Here is a 23,050-nt window from a genome sequence, read left to right on the forward strand (position 1 = left end):
CCAAACAATATTTCTCAACCTTGTCATAACATCTCTAAGATCACGTCATAACTCGTTATAACAAGTGATCCCGTGATGACCGATAACGTTCTCTCCCTAAGCAGTGTCCCGCTGCACACCCAACTGCGCGACGTCCTCCGTGCGCGGATTCTCGACGGCGAATACCCGCAAGACAGCCAGATGCCCTCCGAAAGCGAACTCGGTGCGCTGTTCAAAGTCAGCCGCATCACCGTGCGCCAGGCGCTGGGCGATCTGCAAAAAGAAGGGCTGATCTTCAAGATCCACGGCAAAGGTACCTTCGTCGCCAAACCGAAAACCTTTCAGAACGTCAGCAGCCTGCAAGGCCTCGCCGAGTCGATGACCGGCCGTGGCTACGAGGTGATCAACCGCCTGCGCAGCTTCAAATTCATCCCGGCCGACAAGCGCGTCGCCGAGCGTTTGCAAGTCGCCGAGGGCGAGATCGTTACGCAGATCAAACGCGTGCGCCTGATCAATCGTGAACCGATCTCGCTGGAAATCACCTACCTGCCCAAAGCCGTCGGCGAGCGGCTGGAGAAGGCCGATCTGGTCACCCGCGACATCTTCCTGATCCTCGAAAACGACTGCGGCATCGCCCTCGGCCACGCGGATCTGGCCATCGACGCAATGCTGGCTGACAGCGATCTGACCCAGGCGCTGAACGTCGAGGCCGGCTCGCCGATCATGCGCATCGAGCGTCTGACCCACGACGCGCAAGGCCAGCCGCTGGACTTCGAACACCTTTACTACCGTGGCGATGCGTTCCAGTACCGCCTGCGGATCGACCGGCAAAAAGGGGAGCAGGCATGACCCGCAACGTGCTCGAACAGGAATACGACATCGTCGTCATTGGCGGTGGCACCGCAGGCCCGATGGCCGCGATCAAGGCCAAGGAAAAGAACCGCGACTTGCGCGTGCTGCTGGTCGACAAGGCCAACGTCAAACGCAGCGGCGCGATCAGCATGGGCATGGACGGCCTGAACAACGCGATCATTCCCGGCCACTCGACGCCCGAGCAGTACACCAAGGAAATCACCATCGCCAACGACGGCATCGTCAATCAGGCCGCCGTTTACGCCTACGCCACCCACAGCTTCGAAACCATCGAACAGCTTGATCGCTGGGGCGTGAAGTTCGAGAAGGACGAGACCGGCGATTACGCGGTGAAAAAAGTCCACCACATGGGTGCTTACGTGCTGCCGATGCCGGAGGGGCACGACATCAAAAAAGTCCTCTATCGGCAGTTGAAACGTGCGCGGGTGAGCATCACCAATCGTCTCGTCTGCACGCGGTTGCTGACTGACGAGGAGGGCACCGTCAACGGTGTGATGGGCTTCGATTGTCGCACGGCCGATTTCCATGTGATCAAGGCCAAGGCTGTAGTTCTCGCTTGTGGCGCTGCCGGGCGACTCGGTCTGCCTTCGTCGGGCTACCTGATGGGCACCTACGAGAACCCGACCAACGCTGGCGACGGTTACGCGATGGCCTATCACGCGGGTGCCGAACTGGCCAACCTCGAGTGCTTTCAGATCAACCCGCTGATCAAGGATTACAACGGCCCGGCCTGCGCCTACGTGACCGGTCCGCTGGGTGGCTACACCGCCAACAACAAGGGTGAACGCTTCATCGAGTGCGACTACTGGAGCGGGCAGATGATGTGGGAATTCCACCAGGAACTGGAAAGCGGCAACGGCCCGGTGTTCCTCAAACTCGATCACCTGGCCGAGGAAACCATCCAGAACATCGAGGAAATCCTGCACAGCAACGAGCGCCCGAGTCGCGGCCAGTTCCACGCCAATCGCGGCACTGATTACCGCACGCAAATGGTCGAAATGCACATCTCCGAAATCGGTTTTTGCAGCGGTCACTCGGCCTCCGGGGTGTGGGTCAACGAACGCGCCGAGACCTCGGTGAAAGGTTTGTACTCGGCGGGTGACATGGCCGCTGTGCCGCACAATTACATGCTCGGCGCGTTCACCTACGGCTGGTTCGCCGGGCATAACGCCGCAGATTTTGTCGCCGGTCGCGAGTTTTCTGCGCTGGATGCCGCGCAGATCGAAAAGGAAAAGGCCCGGGTCTACGCCCCGCTGGATCGCGAACATGGACTGCCGCCGGCGCAGGTCGAATACAAGCTGCGGCGCTTCGTTAACGATTACCTGCAACCGCCGAAAGTGACCAGGAAAATGCAGATCGGCCTGCAACGCTTCAGCGACATCGAGCGCGATCTCGAGCAGATGAAGGCCAACAACGCCCATGAACTGATGCGCGCGATGGAAACCAGCGTGATTCGCGACTGCGCCGAAATGGCTGCACGCGCCTCGCTGTTTCGCGCCGAAAGTCGCTGGGGCCTGTACCACTATCGCGTCGATCACCCGCAGCGCAACGACAGTGAATGGTTCTGCCACTGCCATCTGAAGAAGGACGAGGACGGCGGGATGACCAGTTTCAAGAAAGCCGTCGAGCCTTACATCATTCCGCTCGATGCCGAAGAAATGCAGGCGTACGACCGCTTGCGGGTTGGCGCTTTCGCCGCTTGATGCACCCCTAAAAGAGAATCCGGACCATGGCCTATCAAGCTCAGGAAATTTTCTTCCGCTCCAACGCCCCCGTCACCGTGGACGAGGACAAATGCATTGCCGAAAAGGGCTGCACCGTGTGTGTCGACGTCTGCCCGATGGACTTGCTGGCGATTAACCCGGCGACGCAGAAGGCTTATATGGCGTTCGACGAATGCTGGTATTGCATGCCGTGCGAGAAGGATTGCCCGACCGGCGCCGTCAAGGTCGACATCCCCTATCTCCTGCGTTGAAACCCGATCCCTGTAGGAGTGAGCCTGCTCGCGATAGCGGTGGGTCATTGCGCAATGATATCGACTGATACTCCGCTTTCGCGAGCAAGCTCGCTCCCACAGTGGATCGAGTTACTGCACAAATTGAATACGCCAGAAATCCTGTGGGAGCGAGCTTGCTCGCGAAGAGGCCACGCCAGACAACCCAAAGCCATCCGACAACCCCGGACGCTGGATTCACCGAAAACCCCTCGTTTCCCACCGCGCCCTGATCGCGGCGGAGACGAACTCAAATAAATGATTCGAGGGGAAACACTCATGTTGCGTGCAGCAATCGCCGGTCTGGTACTGGCTTCGTTCACTTTGTCGGCCTCAGCCGAAACCATCCGCATCGCCATCGGCACCCAGGACACCACCATCAATTGCGCCGCTGGCGGTCTGTTGATTCGTGAACTCGGTCTGCTCGACAAATACCTGCCCCACGACGGCACTTACAAAGACGCCAAGTACGACGTGCAGTGGAAAAACTTCACCAGCGGTGCGCCACTGACCAACGAGATGGTCGCCGGCAAACTAGACTTCGGCGCCATGGCCGATTTCCCAGGTGCGTTCAACGGTGTTGCGTTCGAAACTGCCGGCAAGCACAGCCTGTTCATCAGCGTGTTGTCGGGCAGCATCAAGGGCAGCGGCAACGGCATCGTCGTGCCGAGTGCGTCCGGCGTGCAATCGCTGAGCGAACTCAAGGGCAAGACCATTTCCGTGCCGTTCGCCTCCACCGCCCACGGCATGTTGTTGCGCGCGGTGGCGGAGCAGGGCTGGGATCCGCTCAAGGACGTCAACATCATTGCCCAGCCACCAGAAGTCGCCGGCTCGGCGTTGCAGGCCGGCAAGATCGACGCCCACGCTGATTTCGTGCCGTTCGCCGAGCTGTTCCCGAGCCGGGGTTTCGCCCGCAAGATCTACGACGGCGCCCAGGCCAATGCGCCGACCTTTCACGGTGCGCTGGTGGATCAGGCGTACGCGAAGAAGTATCCGGAGATTGTCGTCGCGTACCTGCGCGCCAGCATCAAGGCCAATCAACTGCTCGCCGCCGAGCCTGAGAAGTACAGCGAACTGATCGCCAAAGTCACCGGTGTCGATGCCGAAGTGAATTACCTGTTCCACGGCCCGCTCGGTGTGCAGACCCGCGACTTGAGCTGGAAGCCGGAATATCGTCAGGCGGTTGGTACGGCCATCGATACGTTGAAGCTGTTGAAGAAGGCTGATCGTGGCCTCGATCTCAATACGTTCATCGACGATCAATACATCCGCGCCGCGTTCAAGGCGTCGGGTCTGGACTACACGGCGCAGCTGGCCAACTACGCACAGACGCCACTGAAGGCTACGGATGCGACGACGGGGAAAGCGATTACTGACTTCAGTCATGTCGCGGAAATCTGGGTGCGCGGTGAGGACAAAGTGCGCCGCTATGCCTCCGCCGAGGCCGCTTTCACTGCGTTGGCGGCGTTGAAGCAGGAAGGCAAAAACATCCGTGCCGTGTATGCACAGGCCAGTGACAGCGGGATCAAGTTGCTGGCTGAGCAGGCGTGGTTTGCCAGTGATGGCAAGGGGCGGTTGAGTGCGTTTTTGCTTAAGGGGCAGGCTCAGCAATATGCGTCGGCGCAGGGTGGCAAGGTTCTCGATTTTACGGATGCCACGACCCAGGCGGTCGTCGCCCGCTAGTTGAAGATCAAGAGCCCCTCACCCTAACCCTCTCCCAGAGGGAGAGGGGACTGACCGTGGTGTTTGGACTCGCTACGCCGACTTGAAATACCGAGTCGAACGCAGGTTTTGAAAAGCACGCAGGTCGGCTCCCTTTCCCCCTCGCCCCCTTGGGGGAGAGGGCTGGGGTGAGGGGGTAAATCTCAGCCACAACACAGATCCACAACTGGAAACCCGCTCCATGAAAACACCCACCCTACGCTGGACATCAAGAGCCGCCTCCTTGCTGCTCTGCCTGCTGTTCTGGCAACTCGCCGCCAGCCACCACTGGAACCTCGGCCTGGTCACCTTCGCTAACGTGCCAACACCCATCGCGGTGATTGAAGCGGCGCTCGGTTTGGGCGATTCTGGCAAGTTGCTCCAGCACCTGACCGCCAGCCTCAGCCGCGTCTTCGCCGGCTATCTCGCGGCGCTAGTCATCGGCATCACCCTCGGTCTGGCCATCGGCCGTTCGAAGTGGGCCGAAGACCTGCTGCTGCCACCGCTGGAAGTCCTGCGCCCAATCCCCGCCGTCGCGTGGATTCCATTGGCGATCCTGATGTTCCCATCCTCCGAACTGTCGATGGTCTTCATCACCTTCACCGGCGCGCTGTTCCCGATCCTGCTCAACACCGTACACGGCGTCGAAGGCGTCGACCCACGCCTGATCGCCTCGGCGAAAAGCCTCGGGGCAGGGCGCCGGGCGATCCTGCTGGAAGTGATCCTGCCCGGCGCCGCACCCAGCATCATCACGGGCCTGGCGATCGGCATGGGTACCTCATGGTTCTGTCTGGTCACCGCGGAAATGATCTCCGGTCAGTTCGGCATCGGTTATTACACCTGGGAGTCCTACACGATTCAGAACTACGCCGACATCGTCGTCGGCATGCTGCTGATCGGCGTGTTGGGCATGGGCAGCAGCCTGCTGATCAAACGCCTGGGCGGGCTGTTCACGCCCTGGCATCGACCGCGAGGAAAAGCCTGATGAGCGTGATGCAAACCCCGGAAGGGCGGATCGACATTCGCCAGTTGTCCATCGTCCTCGGCGCAGGGCGTGAAGCGTTCGAAGCCGTGCGTGAACTTGATTGCCAGATTGAGCCGGGCCAGTTCGTGTGCATTCTTGGTCCGTCTGGTTGTGGCAAATCGACTTTGCTTGGCGCCTTGGCCGGGCACCTCAGCGCTCATGCCGGCAGTCTGAAAGTCGATGGCGCGGCGGTGTCCGGGCCGTCTCCACAGCGCGGCATGGTGTTCCAGCACCACACGTTGTTTCCGTGGCGCACGGTGCGTGACAACGTGGCTTTCGGCCTGAAAATGCGTGGCATCGGCAAGGCTGAGCGCCACCGCGCCGCCGATGAAATCCTCAAACTGGTCGGCCTCGAAGGTTTTGCCGAACGCTGGCCCGATCAGCTTTCCGGCGGCATGCAGCAACGCGTCGAGATCGCCCGAGTGTTGGTCAACCGTCCGCGCTTGCTGCTGATGGACGAACCGTTCGGCGCGCTGGATGCGCTGACCCGGCTGAACATGCAGGAACTGCTGCTGGACATCTGGACGCGGATCCGCACCACGGTGGTGTTCGTCACCCATGACATCGACGAGGCGCTGTTTCTCGCTGACCGCTTGCTGGTGATGAACGCGCGACCGGGGCGAATCATCGAAGACTTGCGCCTGGATTTCGCCCGGCCACGCACCAGCGAACTGGTCACCAGCCCTGAATTCTCCCGACTCAAACGCCACTGCCTCGATCTGCTGCGCCACGACAACGACCGACCGCTGCCGCGCCTCAACCCGCTCGGTCTGCCTCCTGAAAACCCTTTGCCGCGATTTGCCCTATGACCTCTATTTTTGCTGTGACCGATAACCAGGACATTCTCGATCTGCAACCGCGCCTCGCCGCTGAAGACGCCGGTGTGCGGCGCATTGCGCTGATTGATCTGGCGGATCTGGAAGAACCGGATGGCTTGCTCTGGCTGGTTGATCGCCTGAGGCAAGATCCCGCCGAAGACGTTCGCGCTGAAGCCGCACGTTTGCTGGAGGCCTGGGAGGATGAGGACGTCGTGCAGGCCTTGTGTGAAGCCTTGACCGACCCGTCGCTCGCCGTGCAATCGGCCGCCGCGCAGAGCCTGAGCTTGCTCAAAACGGAAGCGGCGGGGCAGGTGATTTTGCCGTGGACCGATCATGCCGACGTCAGCGTGCGTATCGCCGCATTCCGTGCCTTGCGTGAGTTGCGTTTCGCCGCCGCCGCGCCGGCAGCGGTTTCGGCGCTGAACGATGCCGACGCCAGCGTTCGTCGTGAAGCCGTGGGCGTGCTCGGCTGGCTAAAGCAGCTCGACGCTTTGCCCGCTCTGGCACGATTGGCCAGCGCTGACCCCGACACCGAAGTACGCCGTGCTGCGACTGGCGCTTTGGGTTTGGCCTCCAGCGCCGAAGTGTTGCCAGCCCTGCGCCAGGCCTTGCGGGATGACGCCTGGCAAGTACGCGAAGAAGCCGCGACGACCTTGGGCAAGGTCGGCCACATTGACGCTGGTTCCGCGCTCGTCGAAGCCTTGAGCGATGATTATTGGCAAGTGCGCTTGCGAGCCACTCGCAGCCTCGGCCGTTTGCGTTTCGCCCCGGCGCTGGACGCCCTGATCGACACCCTCGGCCATCGCATCAGTAACCTGCGAAAAGAGGCCGCGCTGGCCTTGGGCGAACTGCATGATCGCGGCGCCGTGGCCGCGTTGCAGGCCGCGCAGGACGACGGCGACCCGGAGGTGCGCAAAGCCGTGCGCATCGCCTTGAGTCAGTTGCAATGAACCCGCTGTCGATGGCTAATTCGCAAAGCGAAGGCACCTTGCGCTTGAGCTGGCCGGACGGCCGCGAACAACAGCTCAATCACGCCGAACTGCGCCGCCAGTGCCCGTGCTCGCAATGCCGCGCGTTTCGCCTCAAAGGCATGACACCACAGGTGGATGATCGCGTGCGCCTGATCGAACTCAACCCCCAGGGCTACGGCGTGCAACTGATCTTCAGCGACGGCCATCAACGCGGCATTTACCCGTGGGCCTATCTGGCAAACCTCATCCCCTAGGTCCACCAAAATCAACTGTGGGAGCGAGCTTGCTCGCGAAGGCGGCGGGTCAGTCGACATCTGTTTTGACTGATCTACCGTATTCGCGAGCAAGCTCGCTCCCACAGGGTTTTGCAGTGTCTGCGAGTTACTGGGCAGCCGTCATCGAAGGCCGGCAGCCATGAAAAATATCCAGCCCCGGCTGATACACCGACGTCCTCACATCAAACAGCCCCAGCACCGAGTGGAACAGGTTGTCGTGGCTCAGATCGGCCTGCCCGGTCTTACCTTGCAAACAACCGCGATCGATCCCTTCACTGGCGAGCGTGCCATTGCCGAACCACATCACCATCGGCACGTGCGTCTGCGCTTCAGGTGCCAGCGCATACGGCGCCGCGTGCAGATACAAACCGTTTTCGCCCAGCGATTCACCGTGATCGGAGACATACACCATCGAGGTGTCCAGCGAATCCTGATTGTGTTTGAGCAGTTCGATGACCTTGGCAAGGAAATGGTCGGTGTAGAGGATGGTGTTGTCGTACACGTTCACCAGTTCATCGCGGCTGCAACTGCCCAACTGGTTGGTGTGGCAGATCGGTTTGAAGCGCTCCATCTCTTTCGGGTAACGCTCGTAGTATTCCGGGCCGTGACTGCCATCGGCGTGCAGGACAATGATCGCGTGGCCCTTGAGGCTGTCGATGTAGCTTTGCAGGTCTTGCAACAGCGCCTCGTCGAGGCAGTTGTTGCCATTGCAGAATGGCCCCGGCTGATTCTTCGAAATGTCGCGATGCGGTACGCGCAGGCAGGTGCCTTTGCAGTCGCTGTTGTTGTCCAGCCATAGCACTTGCACGCCGGCACGCTGGAGGATATCGAGCAGGCCTTGGTAGGTTTTGCCTTTCTTGTCGCTGTAATCCTCACGCGGGAACATCGAGAACATGCACGGCACCGAGACGGCCGTCGACGTGCCGCAGGAATGCACCTGAGTGAAGTTGAGGATGTCGAGTTTGCTCAGTTCGGGATTGGTCTCGCGCTCGTAGCCATTTAGCGAGAAATGATCGGCGCGGGCGGTTTCACCGACCACAAACACCATCAGCGATTTCTTCTCGCGGCTGGCCGCGTTGGCACTCATCACCGCGTCTTCGCCGATGGCCTGCACCACGAAATGTTTTTTGATGCCCAGGCGTTGCTTGGTGTACTTGCTGATCGCGTAGATGTAGTTGGTCGGGTTGATGAAGTGGGTGAGCTTGTCTTCTTCGCGGAAGATTGGCGCGTAGGTCGAATAGAACGCGCCCACCGACGCGGCGATCACCAGCACACAGGCGATGATCACCAGCACCTTGTTGAGCAGGCCGCGAAAGAACGGTCGATAACTCACCGGCCAGCGCCAGATCAGCGCCGCCGGCAACACCCCGAGCAGCAGCAGGTAAGCCAACAGCTTGCCGCTGAACAGCGCGGTGGCTTCGGCGGGGTTGGTTTCGAAGACGTTCTGAATCATCACCGTGTCGATGGTGATGCCGTATTCGTTCATGAAATAGGCAGCGCAGGCCGAGAGCAGAGCGACCAGGGTGAGCGCCGGTTTCAGTGTCCAGCGAAACGATATCAGGGTCAGCAGCAGGGTGATCGCGGCCCACAAAAACAGCGCGAACGAGGCGAAAAACGCCAGTTTGTGCGCGCCTTGCAAAGTGATCAGGGTGCCCAGCGCCTTCCAGGTCGCCAGGTTGTACAACGCCACCAGCGCCAGGGAAAACAGCAGCACCAGTCGGGTAGGAGTGATGGACGGTAAACGCAGTCCGTTGCCCAAAGCCATGTCAAACATTCCTCTACTTGAATAGAAAACCACGCGGTTGCGCGTGTAACTGTAGAAGAACATTAGTAAAAAATTCGTAAACATCCTGTAACAACTAACGAATTCGAAGCAAATCCTTGTAGGAGTGAGCCTGCTCGCGATAGCGGTGTGTCAGGTGTCGATGTGTTGTCTGACACACCGCTATCGCGAGCAGGCTCACTCCTACAATGGATCTCGGTGGGGTCAGAAAGATTTGCTGACGCTGGCGACGACGGTTGCCGTGCAGACATCTTTGAAGCCCCAATTGCTCAGGCATTGGGTTTGTGAGAGATCGGTGTCGATGTAGCTCAGGCCCAGTACCACGCCGGCGAGGTTATGGGTGAGTTTGACTTCCCACTCGCGATAACTGTCCTCGGCCTGCCCGGACGCCGAGTACAGATGCGGATCCTTGAAGTCCATATTGCCGTAACGCAGCTTCAGTCCCGAGTCGAACGGCAACTCGGTTTCATAACCGATGTAGCTGTACAGCGAACTCTGCTTGCTATCGATCCCCGGCGCATCACTGGAGTAATACGCCGCCAGCTTCACCCCATAAACCCCGAGAATCCCGTAGACCTCGCTCTGGTTGAACTGGCTTTCCTTGGGGTAGGCGTACTTGATGTAGCCCAGATCGAGGCTGATTTCCTCGGTCGCCTGCCACAGCCAGCCGCCGTAGTAATCGACTTCCTGACGGGTTTTCAGACCACCACCGAAATCGACGTTGGAACTCCACGCGCCGAGGTACAGACCGCTGCTGTGCGCGAGGGTGAGACCGGCTTGCACGGCAGGGTCGTTTTGCGTTTGCGAGATGCCACGCGTGCGGTAGTCGCTGGCGAGGGCCAGGTCTACCTCCAGCGCAAAGTCATCGTTCAAGGGGATCGCAAAACTGCTCAAGGGCAGCACGCTCAAGAAACTCAGGGCGAACAGGGGCAAGGCTTTCATGTGAGGTCCCGATGTTGTGATTATTTTTGGGCAGTACGAAAACTGTGTGTGGGAATGCCATATCGGCCACTCTCACAAAACATGTGGGAGCGAGCTTGCTCGCGAAGGCGGTGGGTCAGTCAGTGAAGATGTTGAATGGACTGGCCTCTTCGCGAGCAAGCTCGCTCCCACAGGGTGGGATGGTTGTTGTTATTGGGTGGCGGTATAGACCTGACGGCCGCCGAACCAGGTCTGCAAAACCTGGGTGTCATGCAGGGCTTTGTTGTCGACGCTGAACACATCGCGGTCGAGCACGATAAAGTCAGCCTGCTTGCCCGGCGTCAGCGAGCCGATCTGCTTCTCCAGGCCAATGGTCCGCGCGGCGTTGACGGTGTAGGCGTAGAACATGGTTTCACGGTCCAGACGCTCATCGGCATTGAGCACACCCAACGGTCCGACACGGGTAATCGCCTGGGCCATGGCGTTGAACGGATTCGGTGTCGACACCGGCCAGTCACTCGCGCCGGCGATCGTCGCGCCCTGTTTCAGCAGCGAATGCGCCGGGTACTGGTAGCGGAAGGCGAGGGCGCTGACGTAGGGCTTGATCATGTCGGTGGTGTAGTCGTCGGCGCTGGCCCACAGCAGTTGCATCGAGGCGATGACATTGAGCGGTTTGAAGCGGGCGAACTCTTGCGGGTTGACCATTTGCAGGTGAGTGATCGAGTGGGTCACGCCGCTCTGACGATCCTTGCGCGCCTGAGCAATGCCGTTCAGCGATTCCCGCACCGCACGGTCGCCGATCGCGTGGATGTGCACCAGCCAGCCGCGCTGGTCGATGGCGCTGACCAGTTCGCCGAAATGCTGCGGATCGATCAGCAGTTCGCCCTGTTTGTGCGAGTTGCTGTACGGGTCGATCATCGCCGCGCTCTGCGCCGGGAATTCAATCACGCCGTCGGCGAAGATCTTGATCCCGGGCAGGGTCAGGTTGGGAATGCCCTGGAATTGCTGGCGCACCTTGTCCAGCGTATCGAGGTCGGCGGGTAGGCTTTTCGGGTTGGCCACCAACAGCGCCGCGACGTGCACGCTCATGTCGCCGCTTTCCGACAGGGCTTTATAGGCCGGCAGCACGCCGACGGTTTTCTCGGTCGGTTTGAGGGCGAACACCGCTTCACCCGGTGCGGCGTTGGCGGCAGGGTCCATCCACGCGGTGATGCCCAGGCTGTTGTTGTAGCGCACCGCTGATTTGGCGGCGTTCAACATGTCGGCAGGGCTTGGCACTGGCATTTTCGAGGCGACCCGGTCCCAACCGGCGTCGACCACAAAGCCGTTCGGCTCACCGTTGGCCAGTTTGCCGATGGTGTCTTTTTCTGCGTCGGGCAGGGTTTTCAGCAGGGCCGCATCAATCCCGGCGCGCTTGAGCATGACGTTGTTGGCCCACGCCGTGTGGTGGTCGCTGCCGATAAACACCACTGGCACATTGGCCCATTCGCCGTTGTTGAAGGTGTTGCCCAAGGCTTCGGCCTGCGCCCAGTAAACCGAACTCATGCCGGCAATGCTCAGCACATCGCCGTGTTTGGCCTTGCCGTCTGCACGCCAGCCACGCAGGCGTTTTTGCAGTTCGTCGAGGCTGACGACTTCGTCTTCCATGTTCGCTGAGACCATTTCCAGTCCGCCGAAAATCGCGTGGGAATGGCTGTCGATCAGGCCGGGCATCAGCGCTTTGCCTTTGAGATCGATGACTTGGGTGCCGGATTCGATCAGGGCTTTGATCTGCGCGTCGGTGCCGACCTTCAGCACTTTGCCGTTCTCTACGGCGAGGGCTTGCGCCTTGGGTTGTGCGGGGTCGGCAGTGAAAATCTTGCCGTTGAGCAGGATCAGATCAGGAGCGGCCATGGCTTCCATCGAGGCAAAACTTACAGCGGCTACCAACAGACTCGGCATGAATCTTTTCATTGAAGATTTCCTTGTTATTGCGTCTGATGGCGAGATTAGTGGCTGACAGCGGCCGACAGAACGCCTCCCTCACGAAAAACGTTTTTGCCTGAATGGAAAAAGTATGGACAAGCTGGGTGCATTGAAAATGTTCGTGGTCACCGCGCAGCTCGGCAGTTTCAGCCGCGCCGCCGAGCAGTTGGGCAAGACCCCGTCGGCGCTGACCAAAGCGGTCAATCACCTGGAATCGGAGCTGGGTGCGCGCCTGTTTGAGCGCAGTACACGGCGGATCCTGCTTACCGAAATCGGCCGGGTGTACCTGGAAACCGCACGGCTGGTGTTGCAGCGGCTGGACGAGGCCAGCGAGGAAATCGAGCAGTTACAGCACGGCTTGCGCGGCAACCTGAAAATCACCGCGCCGCTGGCGTATGGGCGGGCGTTTCTCGATCAGGTGTGTGACGGCTTTCTGCAGCAATACCCGCAGATCAGTCTGCAAGTGGACCTGTGCGATGCCTTCGTCAACCTGCTGGAAAGTGGTTACGACCTGGCGCTGCGTGAAGGCCACGATGACTTGCCGGGGCTGATTGCGCGGGTGGTGGGTAGCAATCGACTGGCCCTGTGCGGCAGTCCGGAGTACCTGGCGCGCAAGGATTTGCCGGTGACTCCGCAAACCCTTGAGCAGCATGAGTGGCTGCTCTATCAGCACCCGTTGCTCAGCCGCGAATTCTGGTGGGCCGAGCGTGACGGGCAGCGCTTGAGTCTGGCGCAACCGGCGGCGCCGCGGTTGCGCAGCGACAATTACGACTTGCTGCTGGCCAGTGCTTTGGCCGGGCGCGGTTTGCTGCACACGCCGCTGTGGAGCGCCGCACCGTATATTGCCGACGGGCGACTGGTGCGAGTCATGGCTGATTACGACATCGACCCGGATACCTTTGGCCCGCATATTCTCGCGGTGTACCCGAGCCATCGGCGGGCCACGGCGAAGGTGGTGGCGTTCATCGATTACATCTCGGCATTCCTCACCGAACGTGGCCTGAGCTGACAGCCCATTCCTCCGTAGAAGCAGCCTTCGGCAGCTCCTGCAGGGGCGTTATGCCAGGACGGTCAGCCATGCCGAGAGCAGCAGCAACAACGCCAGTGCCGCATTCATGCGCTTGAACGCCCGTGGCGAACCCATCAACCGCGCGCTGCCCACACCCAGCAATGCCCAGAACGTCATGCACGGCAGCGACACCAGCAAAAACGCCAGTGACAACACTAGCAGCCGCAGGGTCTTGTCACCCCCGCCCACAAACACGCTGACCACTGCCACCGCCATCATCCATACCTTGGGATTGACCAGTTGCAGCATGGCAGCGCCCAGCACGCTGAAACTTTCTTCCTGGGCATCCGCCGGGTTCAGTGACGGCGGCGTGCTGCGAAAGATCTGCCACGCCAGCCAGCTCAACCAGAGCACGCCGCCCCAGGCCATGGCTTGCTGCACTCGCGGGTAGCGCAGCAACGTTTCGCCGGCACCGAGGCCGACCACCAGCACGATCAGGGCCGCCGCCGCGCAGGCGCCAAAAATGATCGGCAACGTGGCGAGCAGGCCTTGGCGCGAACTGTGGCTCAACACCAGAATATTGGTCGGCCCCGGCGTGATCGAGGCAACAAAAGCAAACAGCAGAAAGGGCAGTAATGACGCCATGATCGGGATTCCCTGAAAATCAACACAGGTCTCCATGATCGCCAGACGGCGTGCGTCAGTCTGGAAGGTTTGAGCAGCGTTTGCGGTAATCCGCCGGCGTCAGTTGATAGGCGCGTCGGAACCAGCGACCCAGATGGCTCTGATCGGCAAAACCGAGCACGCTGGCGACTTGCGCCGGCGTTTCACCGCGCGCCAGCAACTGCCGAGCCTTGGCCAGGCGCAACTGGATCAGGTAGGCGTGCGGCGCCAGACCGAAGGCAGACTTGAACGCCCGGCTGAGACGGAAACGGTCCACCCCGCAGACCCGCGCGAGATCATCGAGACCGATATCTTCATAGGTGTGCGCGTGCAGGTAATCCCGCGCCAGTTGCGCCACCAAGGGCAGGCGCGGATCGAAAACCTGGCGCTTGCGCCAGTCGAGATGACGCGTGAGCGAGTTCAGCAGACCGTCGATGGCGGTCTGCCGGACGATGCGCAGATCACCGTCATGCAAGGCATGGAAAGCGTGATTGATCGCTGTGGCCAGACGCGGGTCCTGACTCAGCGTGTCGGCAAAACCGGGCTGGCTGTCGGACGGTGCGTCTTCGAGCAGCGCGTGCATTTCACGCTCCAGCCAGTGCGGATCGAGGTAGAGCATCGAATAGGTAAAACCTTCCTCGGTCGGCGCCTGGCCATCGTGGATTTCCCCCGGCTCCAGCAGGAACACATTGCCCGGGGTACTGCGATGACGCACGCGGCGGCAGTTGAACTGCTGCACACCTTGCTCGGTGACGCCGACGAGGAAGCTGTCATGCCAGTGCGGATCGTAGGCATGCCCCTGAAAATGAGCACGAATCGATTCAATCCCGGTGTCGGCATCCTGGGACAGCTCGATCCAGTTGCGTTTATCCACGAAAGCTCCAGTGTTCGCCATTGAAAGGTGCGGCCCCATAAAATACCGCGCAATGCTCATCGAGGTTTAGAAGATTTGTGCAGGTGAAGGGGGCTAGACTCAACAGGTTACGACCCCTTTGGCGACAGGTGAAATGCGATGATTAACCGATGCTCGCGCGGGGTTTTACTCACCTTGATCGCCTTCAGCCTGGCGCTGACGGCAGGCTGCTCAGGCCGCAAACACTATCCGCCTTCCGGCGTCGGGGACGCCTGCTACGCCAAAGCCTTGCCGTCGGTCGGTGAGGGCGGTCTGGCCTGGGGTTCCAGTTTGAACATGGCCCGGCAGAAGTCGATGAACAACTGCATTCGCTATGCCGGACGCTCCGGGGGCACGCCGGATACCTGTCAGGTGGTGTTGGCCAAGTGCCGATAGCTTTCTGTTGACATGGTTGCTTTTGGCAAATATATAGTTGCTTTAAGCAATTAACTGAGCATTTGTCATGTCCAGCAGCCATCTCCTCGAGCAAGCCGACGTCGTGCGCGGTTTCAACCGCTTCTACACCCATCAGATCGGTGTATTGCAGGAGCATCTGCTGCAAAGCGACTACTCGCTGACCGAGTTGCGCATTTTGTATGAACTGGCGTCGCGCGGTGACCTGACCAGCGCTGAACTGCGCCAGATGCTCGGCCTCGATGCCGGCTACATGAGCCGCATCATCAGCGGTTTCGAAAAGCGCGGCTTGATCCAGAAAGTGCCGTCGCCTACGGACGGCCGCGCTGCGCAATTGCACCTCACCAACCTCGGGCGCGAAATTCTGGTCCCGCTGGAAAAGGCTTCCCGCGAACAGATCGTCGCCATGCTCGAGCGATTGCCTGAACCGCAGCAGAAACAACTGATCGGCGCCATGACGCTGATCCAGACACTGCTGCAAGACAACAAAGACTCAACCTACGTATTACGCGATCCGCAGCCCGGCGACATGGGGACGGTGATGCAACAGCAAACCGCCCTGTATACCCGCGAATACGGCTGGAATTCGGAGTTCGAGGTGCTGGTGGCCGAGGTGGTCGCCAAGTACCTGCGCGATTACGACCCCACCTGTGAGCGCTGCTGGATTGCCGAAAAGGACGGCAAGGTCATCGGTTCGGTGTTCATCGTTCGCCAGGATGAAACGACCGCCAAACTGCGCATGCTCTACGTCGACGCCAGTGCGCGGGGCTTAGGTATTGGCAGTCGTCTGGTCGAGGAGTGCCTGCGCTTTGCCCGGCAGATTGGCTACAAGCACATGACCTTGTGGACGACCAGCAACCTGACGGCCGCACGCAAGATTTATCAGCAGGCCGGGTTTGAGTTGGTGGAGGAAGAAGCGGTTCACAGCTTTGGCAAGGACCTGGTAAGTCAGACGTGGGCGCGCGCGTTGTGATCTGTTTTTCGTCGGCGGGTGCAGTGAAAAGGCAGACGAAAAAAAACCGCCTTTGCGGGGCGGTTTTTTTGTAAACCTTGGTTTGCGACCGAGGTTTGTTGCTTCACTAGCTGCTATGACATGTGCTCATGGTATGAGTCTTTGCGTCCCCTCGCAACATTAATATTCTGTATCAGGTGGATGCATACGTTATCCAATGTTGAAAAGAGCAATACTGGCAGAAATAACGTTTTACAAAGCCGATGAATTACCTGGTCATGTATCGTTCTATTGAGGGTTATGATGCTGACGCTCACATGTCTGAGCAGCGACGAGGTTTGGCTGGCAACTCAACGGTTTCATTCCCTCTGACACGGTTTTGCACCCGTGCCGGGATGATACTTCGGAGGGCTTTCAACCGGCCGCCTCACTAGCTGCTATGACATGCCAGCTGAAGGCAAGCATGATCCGGTAAGTTTGCTGGAGGTTTGGCCCCCAGCCCTGGAGGCCAAAACGTATGAAGCTTTTGCTGCGTACGCTGAGCCTTGTATGGAGATTGTTTAAAGCCTTTCGCTTTTTCGAGTTCCTGCGAGACCATTTTGACGACCTGAAGTAACGGCCGTTGAGGTGGGAAAAGCCCGTTTCAGTTTCGACTGAAACGGGCTTTTTTTGTCTTTTGAAGCTGTCATAAGTAGGATTTTTCTGTATCTGCTTTTTTGGCGTGTAGGGCATTTCTTCGGCAAGTGTAGGCGTTGTTCAAAACACTCTGTAATCCGCAAAAAGCGTTCGATTATCGAGCACCCAAACCTTCGTCCAATTGCCCACTCCGACACTCCGGCGTACTGTGACTCGTGATGTCTGAAACCCCGTGAAACCAAAATAACGACAACAACGAGCAACGCCATGGACAGCCATCTGCTGAGCGATCGCAGCAGCGTGTTTCGTCACGCTGACCCTTATGCCGTCTCCGACTACGTCAATCAGCACGTCGGCCAGCACTTCATCGGTCTGTCCAGAACCACCCACCCGCAAGCCAGCCTCAACCATCGCAAACTCGCCGATCTCGATCTGGCCCGCATCAGCTATGGCGGCAGCGTACGCGTGACCTCCGTGGCCCTGGAGACCGTTTACCATCTGCAAGTGCTGCTGCAAGGCAATTGCCTGTGGCGCGGGCACAAGCGCGAGCAGCATCTGGTGCCGGGCGAGTTGCTGTTGATCAACCCGGATGATCCGGTCGATCTGACTTACTCGGATGATTGCGAGAAATTCATCCTCAAGGTGCCGGTCAGCGTGCTTGAATCGGTGTGTGACGAGCAGCGCTGGCAGCGTCCGGCAAGCGGTATCCGTTTCCTGCGCAATCACTATCGGCTGGATGAGCTGGAAGGCTTCACCAATCTGCTCGCGATGATCTGTCAGGAAGCCGAGGCCAGCGATCCGTTGCTGCGGGTGCAGGAGCATTACGCGCAGATCATCGGCAGCAAACTGATTTCGCTGATGAGCACCAACGTCAGCCGTGAATGCCTGAGTGCACCGAACATCAGCTTCGAACGCATCGTCGATTACATCGACCGCAACCTGAAACTGGATTTGCCGGCTGAACATTTGGCCGCACAGGCGAGCATGAGCCCGCGCTCGCTGTACACCTTGTTTGAACGCCAACTGGGCGTTACGCCGATGCAATACATCCGCCAACGCAAGCTTGCGCGCATCCACGCCTGCCTCAGTGATCCAAGCTGCCCGGTGCGCAACCTCACCGAGCTGGCGCTCGACTACGGCTTCCTGCACCTGGGCCGCTTTTCCGAAAATTATCGCCAGCAGTTCGGTGAACTGCCGTCGCAGACCTTCAAACGCCGCCACTAACACTCCCCGCTGAAACTTCCCCGAATCACCTGCAGCACCGTCCTGCACAAAACGGATAGCGATCTGCAGGATTCGGCTATTGCCTCCTGCATCGCCTCCCTAATCTGACCTGGCCTGAACAATAACAATGGAGGCCCCGGCCATGTCCCTGGGAATCGACTACCTCAATGCCATGCTTGAAGAAGACAAGGAGAAGGGCGCCTACCGCTGCAAGCGGGAGATGTTCACCGATCCGCGGCTGTTCGAACTGGAGATGGCGCACATCTTCGAAGGCAACTGGATTTACCTCGCCCACGAAAGCCAGCTCCCCAACAACAACGATTTTCTGACCACGACCATGGGGCGTCAGCCGATCTTCATCGCGCGCAACAAGGACGGTGTGCTCAATGCGTTCCTCAATGCCTGCAGCCATCGCGGCGCCATGTTGTGCCGGCACAAGTCCGGCAACCGCTCCAGCTACACCTGCCCGTTCCACGGCTGGACGTTCAACAACAGTGGCAAACTGCTCAAGGTCAAAGACCCGAGCGAAGCCGGTTATCCCGCAGGCTTCAACTGCGAAGGCTCCCATGATCTGACCAAAGTTGCGCGTTTCGAGTCCTATCGCGGCTTTCTGTTCGGCAGCCTCAATGCCGATGTGAAATCCCTCGCTGAGCATCTGGGCGAATCGGCAAAAATCATCGACATGATCGTCGACCAGTCGCCAGAAGGCCTGGAAGTGCTGCGCGGTTCCAGCTCCTACATCTACGAAGGCAATTGGAAACTCACCGCTGAAAATGGCGCCGACGGTTACCACGTGAGCTCGGTGCACTGGAACTACGCCGCCACCCAGAACCAGCGCCAGCAACGCGAAGCGGGTGAAGCGATCAAGACCATGAGCGCCGGCAGCTGGGCGAAGAAGGGCGGCGGTTTTTACTCCTTCGACCACGGCCATCTGCTGCTCTGGACCCGCTGGGCCAACCCCGAAGACCGTCCCGCCTACGAGCGCCGCGATGAACTCGCCCGTGATTTCGGTCAGGCTCGAGCCGACTGGATGATCGAAAACTCGCGCAACCTGTGCCTGTACCCGAACGTGTATCTGATGGATCAGTTCAGTTCGCAGATCCGCATCGCCCGGCCAATCTCGGTCGACAAGACTGAAATCACCATTTACTGCATCGCCCCCAAAGGCGAGAGCGCCGAGGCCCGTGCCAAACGCATTCGTCAGTACGAAGATTTCTTCAATGTCAGCGGCATGGCCACGCCGGATGACCTGGAAGAGTTCCGCTCGTGCCAGACCGGTTACGGCGCCGGGCGTGGCTGGAACGACATGTCCCGGGGCGCGACTCACTGGGTCGAAGGCGCCGACGCAGCAGCCGAAGAAATCGACCTCAAACCACTGCTCTCCGGCATGCGCACCGAAGACGAAGGCCTGTTCGTGCTGCAACACAAGTACTGGCAGGAAACCATGCTCAAAGCCGCGGCCACCGAACCACAACTGATCCCCGTGGAGGCCGTGTGATGAGCAACCTCTACGACAGCGTGCGCGATTTTCTCTACCGCGAAGCGCGCTATCTCGATGACGGCCAGTGGGATCAATGGCTGGAGCTGTACGCCGCCGACGCGACCTTCTGGATGCCGGCCTGGGACGATAACGACACCCTCACCGAAGACCCGCAAAGCGAAATCTCGCTGATCTGGTACGGCAACCGTGGCGGCCTCGAAGACCGCATCTTCCGGATCAAGACCGAGCGCTCCAGCGCGACCATTCCCGACACTCGCACCTCACACAACCTGAGCAACATCGAGATCGTCGAGCACAGCGAAGGGCAATGCCAAGTGCGTTTCAACTGGCACACCTTGAGCTTTCGCTATCAGGTCACCGACAGCTACTTCGGCAGCAGTTTCTACACCCTCGATCTGCGTGGCGAACAGCCGCTGATCAAGGCCAAGAAAGTCGTGCTGAAAAACGATTACGTCCGTCAGGTCATCGACATCTACCACATCTAGTCGACACGGCGAGGTGCACCATGAATTTCCAGATTGCGCTTAATTTCGAAGACGGCGTCACCCGTTTCATCGAGGCCGGCGGCCATGAAACCGTCGCCGACGCGGCGTATCGCCAAGGCATCAACATCCCGCTGGACTGCCGCGATGGCGCCTGCGGCACCTGCAAATGTTTCGCCGAGGCCGGGCGTTACGACATGGGTGACAATTTCATCGAAGACGCCTTGAGCGCCGATGAACTCGCGCAAGGTTATGTGCTGACCTGCCAGATGCGCGCTGAAAGCGATTGTGTGGTGCGAGTGCCGGCCGGCTCGCAGGTGTGCAAGACCGAACAAGCGAACTTCCAGGCATCGATCAGCACTGTCCGGCAATTGTCCGAGAGCACTATCGCGCTGTCGATCAAGGGCGAGGCGCTGAGCAAACTGGCGTTTCTGCCGGGCCAGTACGTCAATCTGCAAGTGCCCGGCAGCGAGCAGACCCGCGCTTATTCCTTCAGCTCATTGCAGAAAAACGGCGAGGTCAGCTTTCTGATTCGTAACGTGCCTGGTGGCTTGATGAGCAGCTTTCTCACCGGGTTGGCCAAGGCCGGCGACAGCATGAACCTGGCCGGGCCGTTGGGCAGTTTCTACCTGCGCGAAATCAAGCGGCCGCTGCTGTTGTTGGCGGGCGGCACCGGCCTGGCACCGTTCACCGCGATGCTGGAAAAGATCGCCGAGCAGGGCTGCGATCATCCCGTGCATTTGATCTACGGCGTGACCAACGATTTCGATCTGGTCGAACTCGATCGTCTCGAAGCCTTCGCCGCCCGCATTCCCGACTTCAGTTTCGGCGCCTGCGTGGCCAACCCGCTGAGTGCGCATCCACTCAAGGGCTACGTCACCCAGCACATCGAGCCGCGCCACCTCAATGAAGGCGATGTCGACGTGTACCTCTGCGGCCCGCCGCCGATGGTCGAAGCGGTCAGCCACTACATCCGCGAGCAGGGCATCACCCCGGTGAACTTCTACTACGAAAAGTTCGCTGCTGCGGCTGCCTGAAACCCTTCTTTCGAGGTTGTCATGAACAACAGATTCTTCAACAAGATCGCGCTGGTCACCGGCGCGGCGCAGGGTATCGGCCGCCGCGTCTGCGAACGCCTGCTGAACGAAGGCGCACAAATCGTCGCCGTCGATCGCTCTGAACTGGTTCACGAACTGCAAGCCGAGGGCGTTCTCGCGCTGACCGCCGACCTTGAGCAATACGCCGATTGCGCGCGGGTCATGGCTGAAGCCATCAACACCTTCGGCCGTCTCGACATTTTGATCAACAACGTCGGCGGCACGATCTGGGCCAAGCCGTTCGAGCATTACGAAGTCGAACAGATTGAAGCGGAAGTGCGCCGTTCGCTGTTCCCGACGCTGTGGTGCTGCCACGCAGCGCTGCCGTACATGCTCAAGCAAGGGCGCGGCGCCATCGTCAACGTTTCATCGATTGCCACCCGCAGCGTCAATCGGGTGCCGTACGGCGCCGCCAAGGGCGGCATCAACGCACTCACAGCGTGTCTGGCCTTCGAAAACGCCGAGCGCGGCATTCGCGTCAACGCCACGGCTCCGGGCGGCACCGAAGCGCCGCCCCGGCGCATCCCGCGCAATGCCGCCGAACCGTCAGCGCAGGAGCAGGCCTGGTATCAAGAGATCGTCGCGCAAACCCTCGACAGCAGCCTGATGAAACGCTACGGCAGCCTCGACGAACAGGTCGGCGCGATCCTCTTTCTGGCTTCCGATGACGCCTCGTACATCACCGGCGTGACGTTGCCGGTCGGTGGCGGCGACCTCGGTTGACTACTTTTCAAGGGACATTGAAATGCAGCGAATTCTGATTGAAAACCTGACGACCATCATCGTCGACCTGCCGACCATTCGCCCGCACAAACTGGCGATGCACACGATGCAGAAGCAGACGCTGGTGATTCTGCGACTGCGCTGCAGCGATGGTATTGAAGGCATCGGCGAAGCCACCACCATCGGCGGTCTCGCTTACGGTTATGAAAGCCCGGAAAGCATCAAAGCCAATATCGATGCGCATCTGGCGCCGGCGCTGGTGGGTATGGACGCCAACAACATCAACGCGGCGATGCAGCGGCTCGACAAGATCGCCAAGGGCAATACTTTCGCCAAGTCCGGGATCGAAAGTGCACTGCTCGATGCCCAGGGCAAGCGCCTCGGTTTGCCGGTCAGCGAGTTGCTTGGCGGCCGCGTACGGGACAGCCTTGAAGTGGCCTGGACCCTGGCCAGCGGCGACACCGCCCGCGACATCGCCGAAGCCGAGCAGATGCTCGAAGCACGTCGCCATCGCATCTTCAAATTGAAGATCGGCGCCAACCCGCTGGAGCAGGATCTCAAGCACGTCGTGGCGATCAAAAAAGCCTTGGGCGAGCGCGCCAGTGTGCGGGTCGACGTCAACCAGTATTGGGATGAATCCCAAGCGATTCACGGCTGTCAGGTGCTCGGTGACAACGGTATCGACCTGATTGAACAGCCGATTTCGCGGGTCAACCGCTCCGGGCAGATTCGCCTGAATCAGCGCAGCCCGGCGCCGATCATGGCCGACGAATCGATCGAAAGCGTCGAGGATGCTTTCAGCCTCGCCGCCGACGGCGCCGCCAGTGTGTTCGCCCTGAAAATCGCCAAGAACGGTGGTCCGCGTGCTGTGTTGCGCACCGCGCAGATCGCCGAGGCCGCCGGCGTCGCGCTTTACGGCGGCACCATGCTCGAAGGCTCCATCGGCACGCTGGCCTCGGCGCACGCCTTCCTCACACTCAAGCAACTGACCTGGGACACCGAACTGTTCGGCCCGTTGTTGCTGACCGAAGACATCGTCACCGAAACGCCGCAGTACCGCGATTTCCACTTGCACGTCCCGCGAACTCCAGGCCTGGGTCTGACGCTGGACGAAGAGCGTCTGGCGCGTTTTCGTCGCCACTGAATCAGGAGAA

The 23,050-nt window shown here is 59.8% G+C and carries 22 protein-coding genes; 17 read left to right on the top strand and 5 right to left on the bottom strand.

Features of this window, described 5'->3' with window-relative positions:
- The first annotated feature begins 75 nt into the window (after positions 1 to 75).
- The 8 genes from CLU80_RS26540 to CLU80_RS26580 all read left to right on the top strand — a co-directional run bounded on the left by CLU80_RS26540 (position 76) and on the right by CLU80_RS26580 (position 7,613).
- Entirely contained in the window at positions 76 to 828 is a 753-nt protein-coding gene (locus tag CLU80_RS26540) for a GntR family transcriptional regulator (protein WP_099758886.1), read from the top strand.
- On the top strand, positions 825 to 2,555 hold the full coding sequence (locus CLU80_RS26545; RefSeq protein ID WP_099758887.1) for a fumarate reductase/succinate dehydrogenase flavoprotein subunit: 1,731 nt from the start codon (positions 825 to 827) through the stop codon (positions 2,553 to 2,555). The genes CLU80_RS26540 and CLU80_RS26545 overlap by 4 nt, the downstream gene beginning before the upstream one ends.
- A 26-nt stretch (positions 2,556 to 2,581) precedes the next feature.
- The gene (locus tag CLU80_RS26550) at positions 2,582 to 2,827 is read left to right on the top strand and encodes a 4Fe-4S dicluster domain-containing protein (protein WP_003225615.1); all 246 of its coding nucleotides are present in this window, start codon (positions 2,582 to 2,584) and stop codon (positions 2,825 to 2,827) included.
- Between the two features lie 276 nt (positions 2,828 to 3,103).
- On the top strand, positions 3,104 to 4,528 hold the full coding sequence (locus CLU80_RS26560; protein WP_286079788.1) for an ABC transporter substrate-binding protein: 1,425 nt from the start codon (positions 3,104 to 3,106) through the stop codon (positions 4,526 to 4,528).
- Between the two features lie 220 nt (positions 4,529 to 4,748).
- Positions 4,749 to 5,531 (top strand): ABC transporter permease, encoded by a 783-nt coding sequence (locus tag CLU80_RS26565; RefSeq protein ID WP_099758890.1) that lies wholly within the window; start codon positions 4,749 to 4,751, stop codon positions 5,529 to 5,531.
- Positions 5,531 to 6,379: an ABC transporter ATP-binding protein gene (locus CLU80_RS26570; RefSeq protein WP_099758891.1), complete on the top strand. Its 849-nt coding sequence runs from the start codon at positions 5,531 to 5,533 to the stop codon at positions 6,377 to 6,379. Before CLU80_RS26565 ends, CLU80_RS26570 begins: the two co-directional genes overlap by 1 nt.
- Positions 6,376 to 7,338 carry a HEAT repeat domain-containing protein gene (locus tag CLU80_RS26575; protein WP_099758892.1) on the top strand — a complete coding sequence of 321 codons (963 nt, stop codon included), beginning with the start codon at positions 6,376 to 6,378 and terminating at the stop codon, positions 7,336 to 7,338. The genes CLU80_RS26570 and CLU80_RS26575 overlap by 4 nt, the downstream gene beginning before the upstream one ends.
- Positions 7,335 to 7,613, top strand: coding sequence for a DUF971 domain-containing protein (locus tag CLU80_RS26580; RefSeq protein WP_099758893.1), 279 nt, complete (start codon positions 7,335 to 7,337; stop codon positions 7,611 to 7,613). Before CLU80_RS26575 ends, CLU80_RS26580 begins: the two co-directional genes overlap by 4 nt.
- 127 nt (positions 7,614 to 7,740) lie before the next feature.
- Here CLU80_RS26580 and CLU80_RS26590 read toward each other — a convergent pair whose 3' ends face one another.
- From CLU80_RS26590 to CLU80_RS26610, 3 genes are all read right to left on the bottom strand, one after another.
- A complete protein-coding gene (locus CLU80_RS26590) occupies positions 7,741 to 9,399 on the bottom strand; it encodes a phosphoethanolamine transferase (RefSeq protein ID WP_099758894.1) in 1,659 nt (552 codons plus the stop codon).
- 222 nt (positions 9,400 to 9,621) lie between these two features.
- Complete coding sequence (locus CLU80_RS26600) at positions 9,622 to 10,359, bottom strand: TorF family putative porin (RefSeq protein ID WP_093433507.1); 738 nt, start codon at positions 10,357 to 10,359, stop codon at positions 9,622 to 9,624.
- 189 nt (positions 10,360 to 10,548) lie between these two features.
- Complete coding sequence (locus tag CLU80_RS26610) at positions 10,549 to 12,291, bottom strand: amidohydrolase (protein WP_099758895.1); 1,743 nt, start codon at positions 12,289 to 12,291, stop codon at positions 10,549 to 10,551.
- A gap of 103 nt (positions 12,292 to 12,394) precedes the next feature.
- Between CLU80_RS26610 and CLU80_RS26615 the strand changes: the two genes are divergently transcribed.
- Complete coding sequence (locus CLU80_RS26615) at positions 12,395 to 13,312, top strand: LysR family transcriptional regulator (RefSeq protein ID WP_093433501.1); 918 nt, start codon at positions 12,395 to 12,397, stop codon at positions 13,310 to 13,312.
- A 48-nt stretch (positions 13,313 to 13,360) separates the two neighbouring features.
- Here CLU80_RS26615 and CLU80_RS26620 read toward each other — a convergent pair whose 3' ends face one another.
- Positions 13,361 to 13,957 (bottom strand): LysE family translocator, encoded by a 597-nt coding sequence (locus CLU80_RS26620; protein ID WP_099758896.1) that lies wholly within the window; start codon positions 13,955 to 13,957, stop codon positions 13,361 to 13,363.
- 55 nt (positions 13,958 to 14,012) lie between these two features.
- Positions 14,013 to 14,849: an AraC family transcriptional regulator gene (locus CLU80_RS26625; protein ID WP_099758897.1), complete on the bottom strand. Its 837-nt coding sequence runs from the start codon at positions 14,847 to 14,849 to the stop codon at positions 14,013 to 14,015.
- Between the two features lie 138 nt (positions 14,850 to 14,987).
- Here CLU80_RS26625 and CLU80_RS26630 point away from each other — a divergent pair, with 138 nt between their 5' ends.
- The 8 genes from CLU80_RS26630 (at position 14,988) to CLU80_RS26665 (ending at position 23,040) form a co-directional block, all read left to right on the top strand.
- Complete coding sequence (locus tag CLU80_RS26630; protein ID WP_099758898.1) at positions 14,988 to 15,263, top strand: hypothetical protein; 276 nt, start codon at positions 14,988 to 14,990, stop codon at positions 15,261 to 15,263.
- 67 nt (positions 15,264 to 15,330) lie between these two features.
- Entirely contained in the window at positions 15,331 to 16,254 is a 924-nt protein-coding gene (locus tag CLU80_RS26635) for a bifunctional helix-turn-helix transcriptional regulator/GNAT family N-acetyltransferase (protein WP_099758899.1), read from the top strand.
- Between the two features lie 882 nt (positions 16,255 to 17,136).
- The gene (locus CLU80_RS26640) at positions 17,137 to 18,093 is read left to right on the top strand and encodes an AraC family transcriptional regulator (RefSeq protein WP_099758900.1); all 957 of its coding nucleotides are present in this window, start codon (positions 17,137 to 17,139) and stop codon (positions 18,091 to 18,093) included.
- A gap of 142 nt (positions 18,094 to 18,235) precedes the next feature.
- Complete coding sequence (gene benA / locus CLU80_RS26645) at positions 18,236 to 19,591, top strand: benzoate 1,2-dioxygenase large subunit (protein ID WP_099758901.1); 1,356 nt, start codon at positions 18,236 to 18,238, stop codon at positions 19,589 to 19,591.
- Positions 19,591 to 20,079, top strand: coding sequence for a benzoate 1,2-dioxygenase small subunit (gene benB / locus CLU80_RS26650; RefSeq protein WP_093433479.1), 489 nt, complete (start codon positions 19,591 to 19,593; stop codon positions 20,077 to 20,079). The genes benA and benB overlap by 1 nt, the downstream gene beginning before the upstream one ends.
- Before the next feature lie 20 nt (positions 20,080 to 20,099).
- Positions 20,100 to 21,113, top strand: coding sequence for a benzoate 1,2-dioxygenase electron transfer component BenC (gene benC, locus CLU80_RS26655; protein WP_099758902.1), 1,014 nt, complete (start codon positions 20,100 to 20,102; stop codon positions 21,111 to 21,113).
- Positions 21,114 to 21,134: 21 nt separating this feature from the next.
- Complete coding sequence (locus tag CLU80_RS26660; RefSeq protein WP_099758903.1) at positions 21,135 to 21,896, top strand: 1,6-dihydroxycyclohexa-2,4-diene-1-carboxylate dehydrogenase; 762 nt, start codon at positions 21,135 to 21,137, stop codon at positions 21,894 to 21,896.
- 22 nt (positions 21,897 to 21,918) lie between these two features.
- The gene (locus CLU80_RS26665) at positions 21,919 to 23,040 is read left to right on the top strand and encodes a muconate cycloisomerase family protein (protein ID WP_099758904.1); all 1,122 of its coding nucleotides are present in this window, start codon (positions 21,919 to 21,921) and stop codon (positions 23,038 to 23,040) included.
- Positions 23,041 to 23,050: the final 10 nt, after the last annotated feature.

The sequence above is a fragment of the Pseudomonas sp. 29 genome, assembly GCF_002754355.1.
Classification (GTDB): domain Bacteria; phylum Pseudomonadota; class Gammaproteobacteria; order Pseudomonadales; family Pseudomonadaceae; genus Aquipseudomonas; species Aquipseudomonas neuropathica.

What these genes read in the sequence shown, in the direction of transcription:
- CLU80_RS26540 (WP_099758886.1), top strand. Translation starts at nt 76, where the DNA reads ATGACCGATAACGTTCTCTCCCTAAGCAGTGTCCCGCTGCACACCCAA.
- CLU80_RS26545 (WP_099758887.1), top strand. Translation starts at nt 825, where the DNA reads ATGACCCGCAACGTGCTCGAACAGGAATACGACATCGTCGTCATTGGC.
- CLU80_RS26550 (WP_003225615.1), top strand. Translation starts at nt 2,582, where the DNA reads ATGGCCTATCAAGCTCAGGAAATTTTCTTCCGCTCCAACGCCCCCGTC.
- CLU80_RS26560 (WP_286079788.1), top strand. Translation starts at nt 3,104, where the DNA reads ATGATTCGAGGGGAAACACTCATGTTGCGTGCAGCAATCGCCGGTCTG.
- CLU80_RS26565 (WP_099758890.1), top strand. Translation starts at nt 4,749, where the DNA reads ATGAAAACACCCACCCTACGCTGGACATCAAGAGCCGCCTCCTTGCTG.
- CLU80_RS26570 (WP_099758891.1), top strand. Translation starts at nt 5,531, where the DNA reads ATGAGCGTGATGCAAACCCCGGAAGGGCGGATCGACATTCGCCAGTTG.
- CLU80_RS26575 (WP_099758892.1), top strand. Translation starts at nt 6,376, where the DNA reads ATGACCTCTATTTTTGCTGTGACCGATAACCAGGACATTCTCGATCTG.
- CLU80_RS26580 (WP_099758893.1), top strand. Translation starts at nt 7,335, where the DNA reads ATGAACCCGCTGTCGATGGCTAATTCGCAAAGCGAAGGCACCTTGCGC.
- CLU80_RS26590 (WP_099758894.1), bottom strand. Translation starts at nt 9,399, where the DNA reads ATGGCTTTGGGCAACGGACTGCGTTTACCGTCCATCACTCCTACCCGA.
- CLU80_RS26600 (WP_093433507.1), bottom strand. Translation starts at nt 10,359, where the DNA reads ATGAAAGCCTTGCCCCTGTTCGCCCTGAGTTTCTTGAGCGTGCTGCCC.
- CLU80_RS26610 (WP_099758895.1), bottom strand. Translation starts at nt 12,291, where the DNA reads ATGAAAAGATTCATGCCGAGTCTGTTGGTAGCCGCTGTAAGTTTTGCC.
- CLU80_RS26615 (WP_093433501.1), top strand. Translation starts at nt 12,395, where the DNA reads ATGGACAAGCTGGGTGCATTGAAAATGTTCGTGGTCACCGCGCAGCTC.
- CLU80_RS26620 (WP_099758896.1), bottom strand. Translation starts at nt 13,957, where the DNA reads ATGGCGTCATTACTGCCCTTTCTGCTGTTTGCTTTTGTTGCCTCGATC.
- CLU80_RS26630 (WP_099758898.1), top strand. Translation starts at nt 14,988, where the DNA reads ATGATTAACCGATGCTCGCGCGGGGTTTTACTCACCTTGATCGCCTTC.
- CLU80_RS26635 (WP_099758899.1), top strand. Translation starts at nt 15,331, where the DNA reads ATGTCCAGCAGCCATCTCCTCGAGCAAGCCGACGTCGTGCGCGGTTTC.
- CLU80_RS26640 (WP_099758900.1), top strand. Translation starts at nt 17,137, where the DNA reads ATGGACAGCCATCTGCTGAGCGATCGCAGCAGCGTGTTTCGTCACGCT.
- benA (WP_099758901.1), top strand. Translation starts at nt 18,236, where the DNA reads ATGTCCCTGGGAATCGACTACCTCAATGCCATGCTTGAAGAAGACAAG.
- benB (WP_093433479.1), top strand. Translation starts at nt 19,591, where the DNA reads ATGAGCAACCTCTACGACAGCGTGCGCGATTTTCTCTACCGCGAAGCG.
- benC (WP_099758902.1), top strand. Translation starts at nt 20,100, where the DNA reads ATGAATTTCCAGATTGCGCTTAATTTCGAAGACGGCGTCACCCGTTTC.
- CLU80_RS26660 (WP_099758903.1), top strand. Translation starts at nt 21,135, where the DNA reads ATGAACAACAGATTCTTCAACAAGATCGCGCTGGTCACCGGCGCGGCG.
- CLU80_RS26665 (WP_099758904.1), top strand. Translation starts at nt 21,919, where the DNA reads ATGCAGCGAATTCTGATTGAAAACCTGACGACCATCATCGTCGACCTG.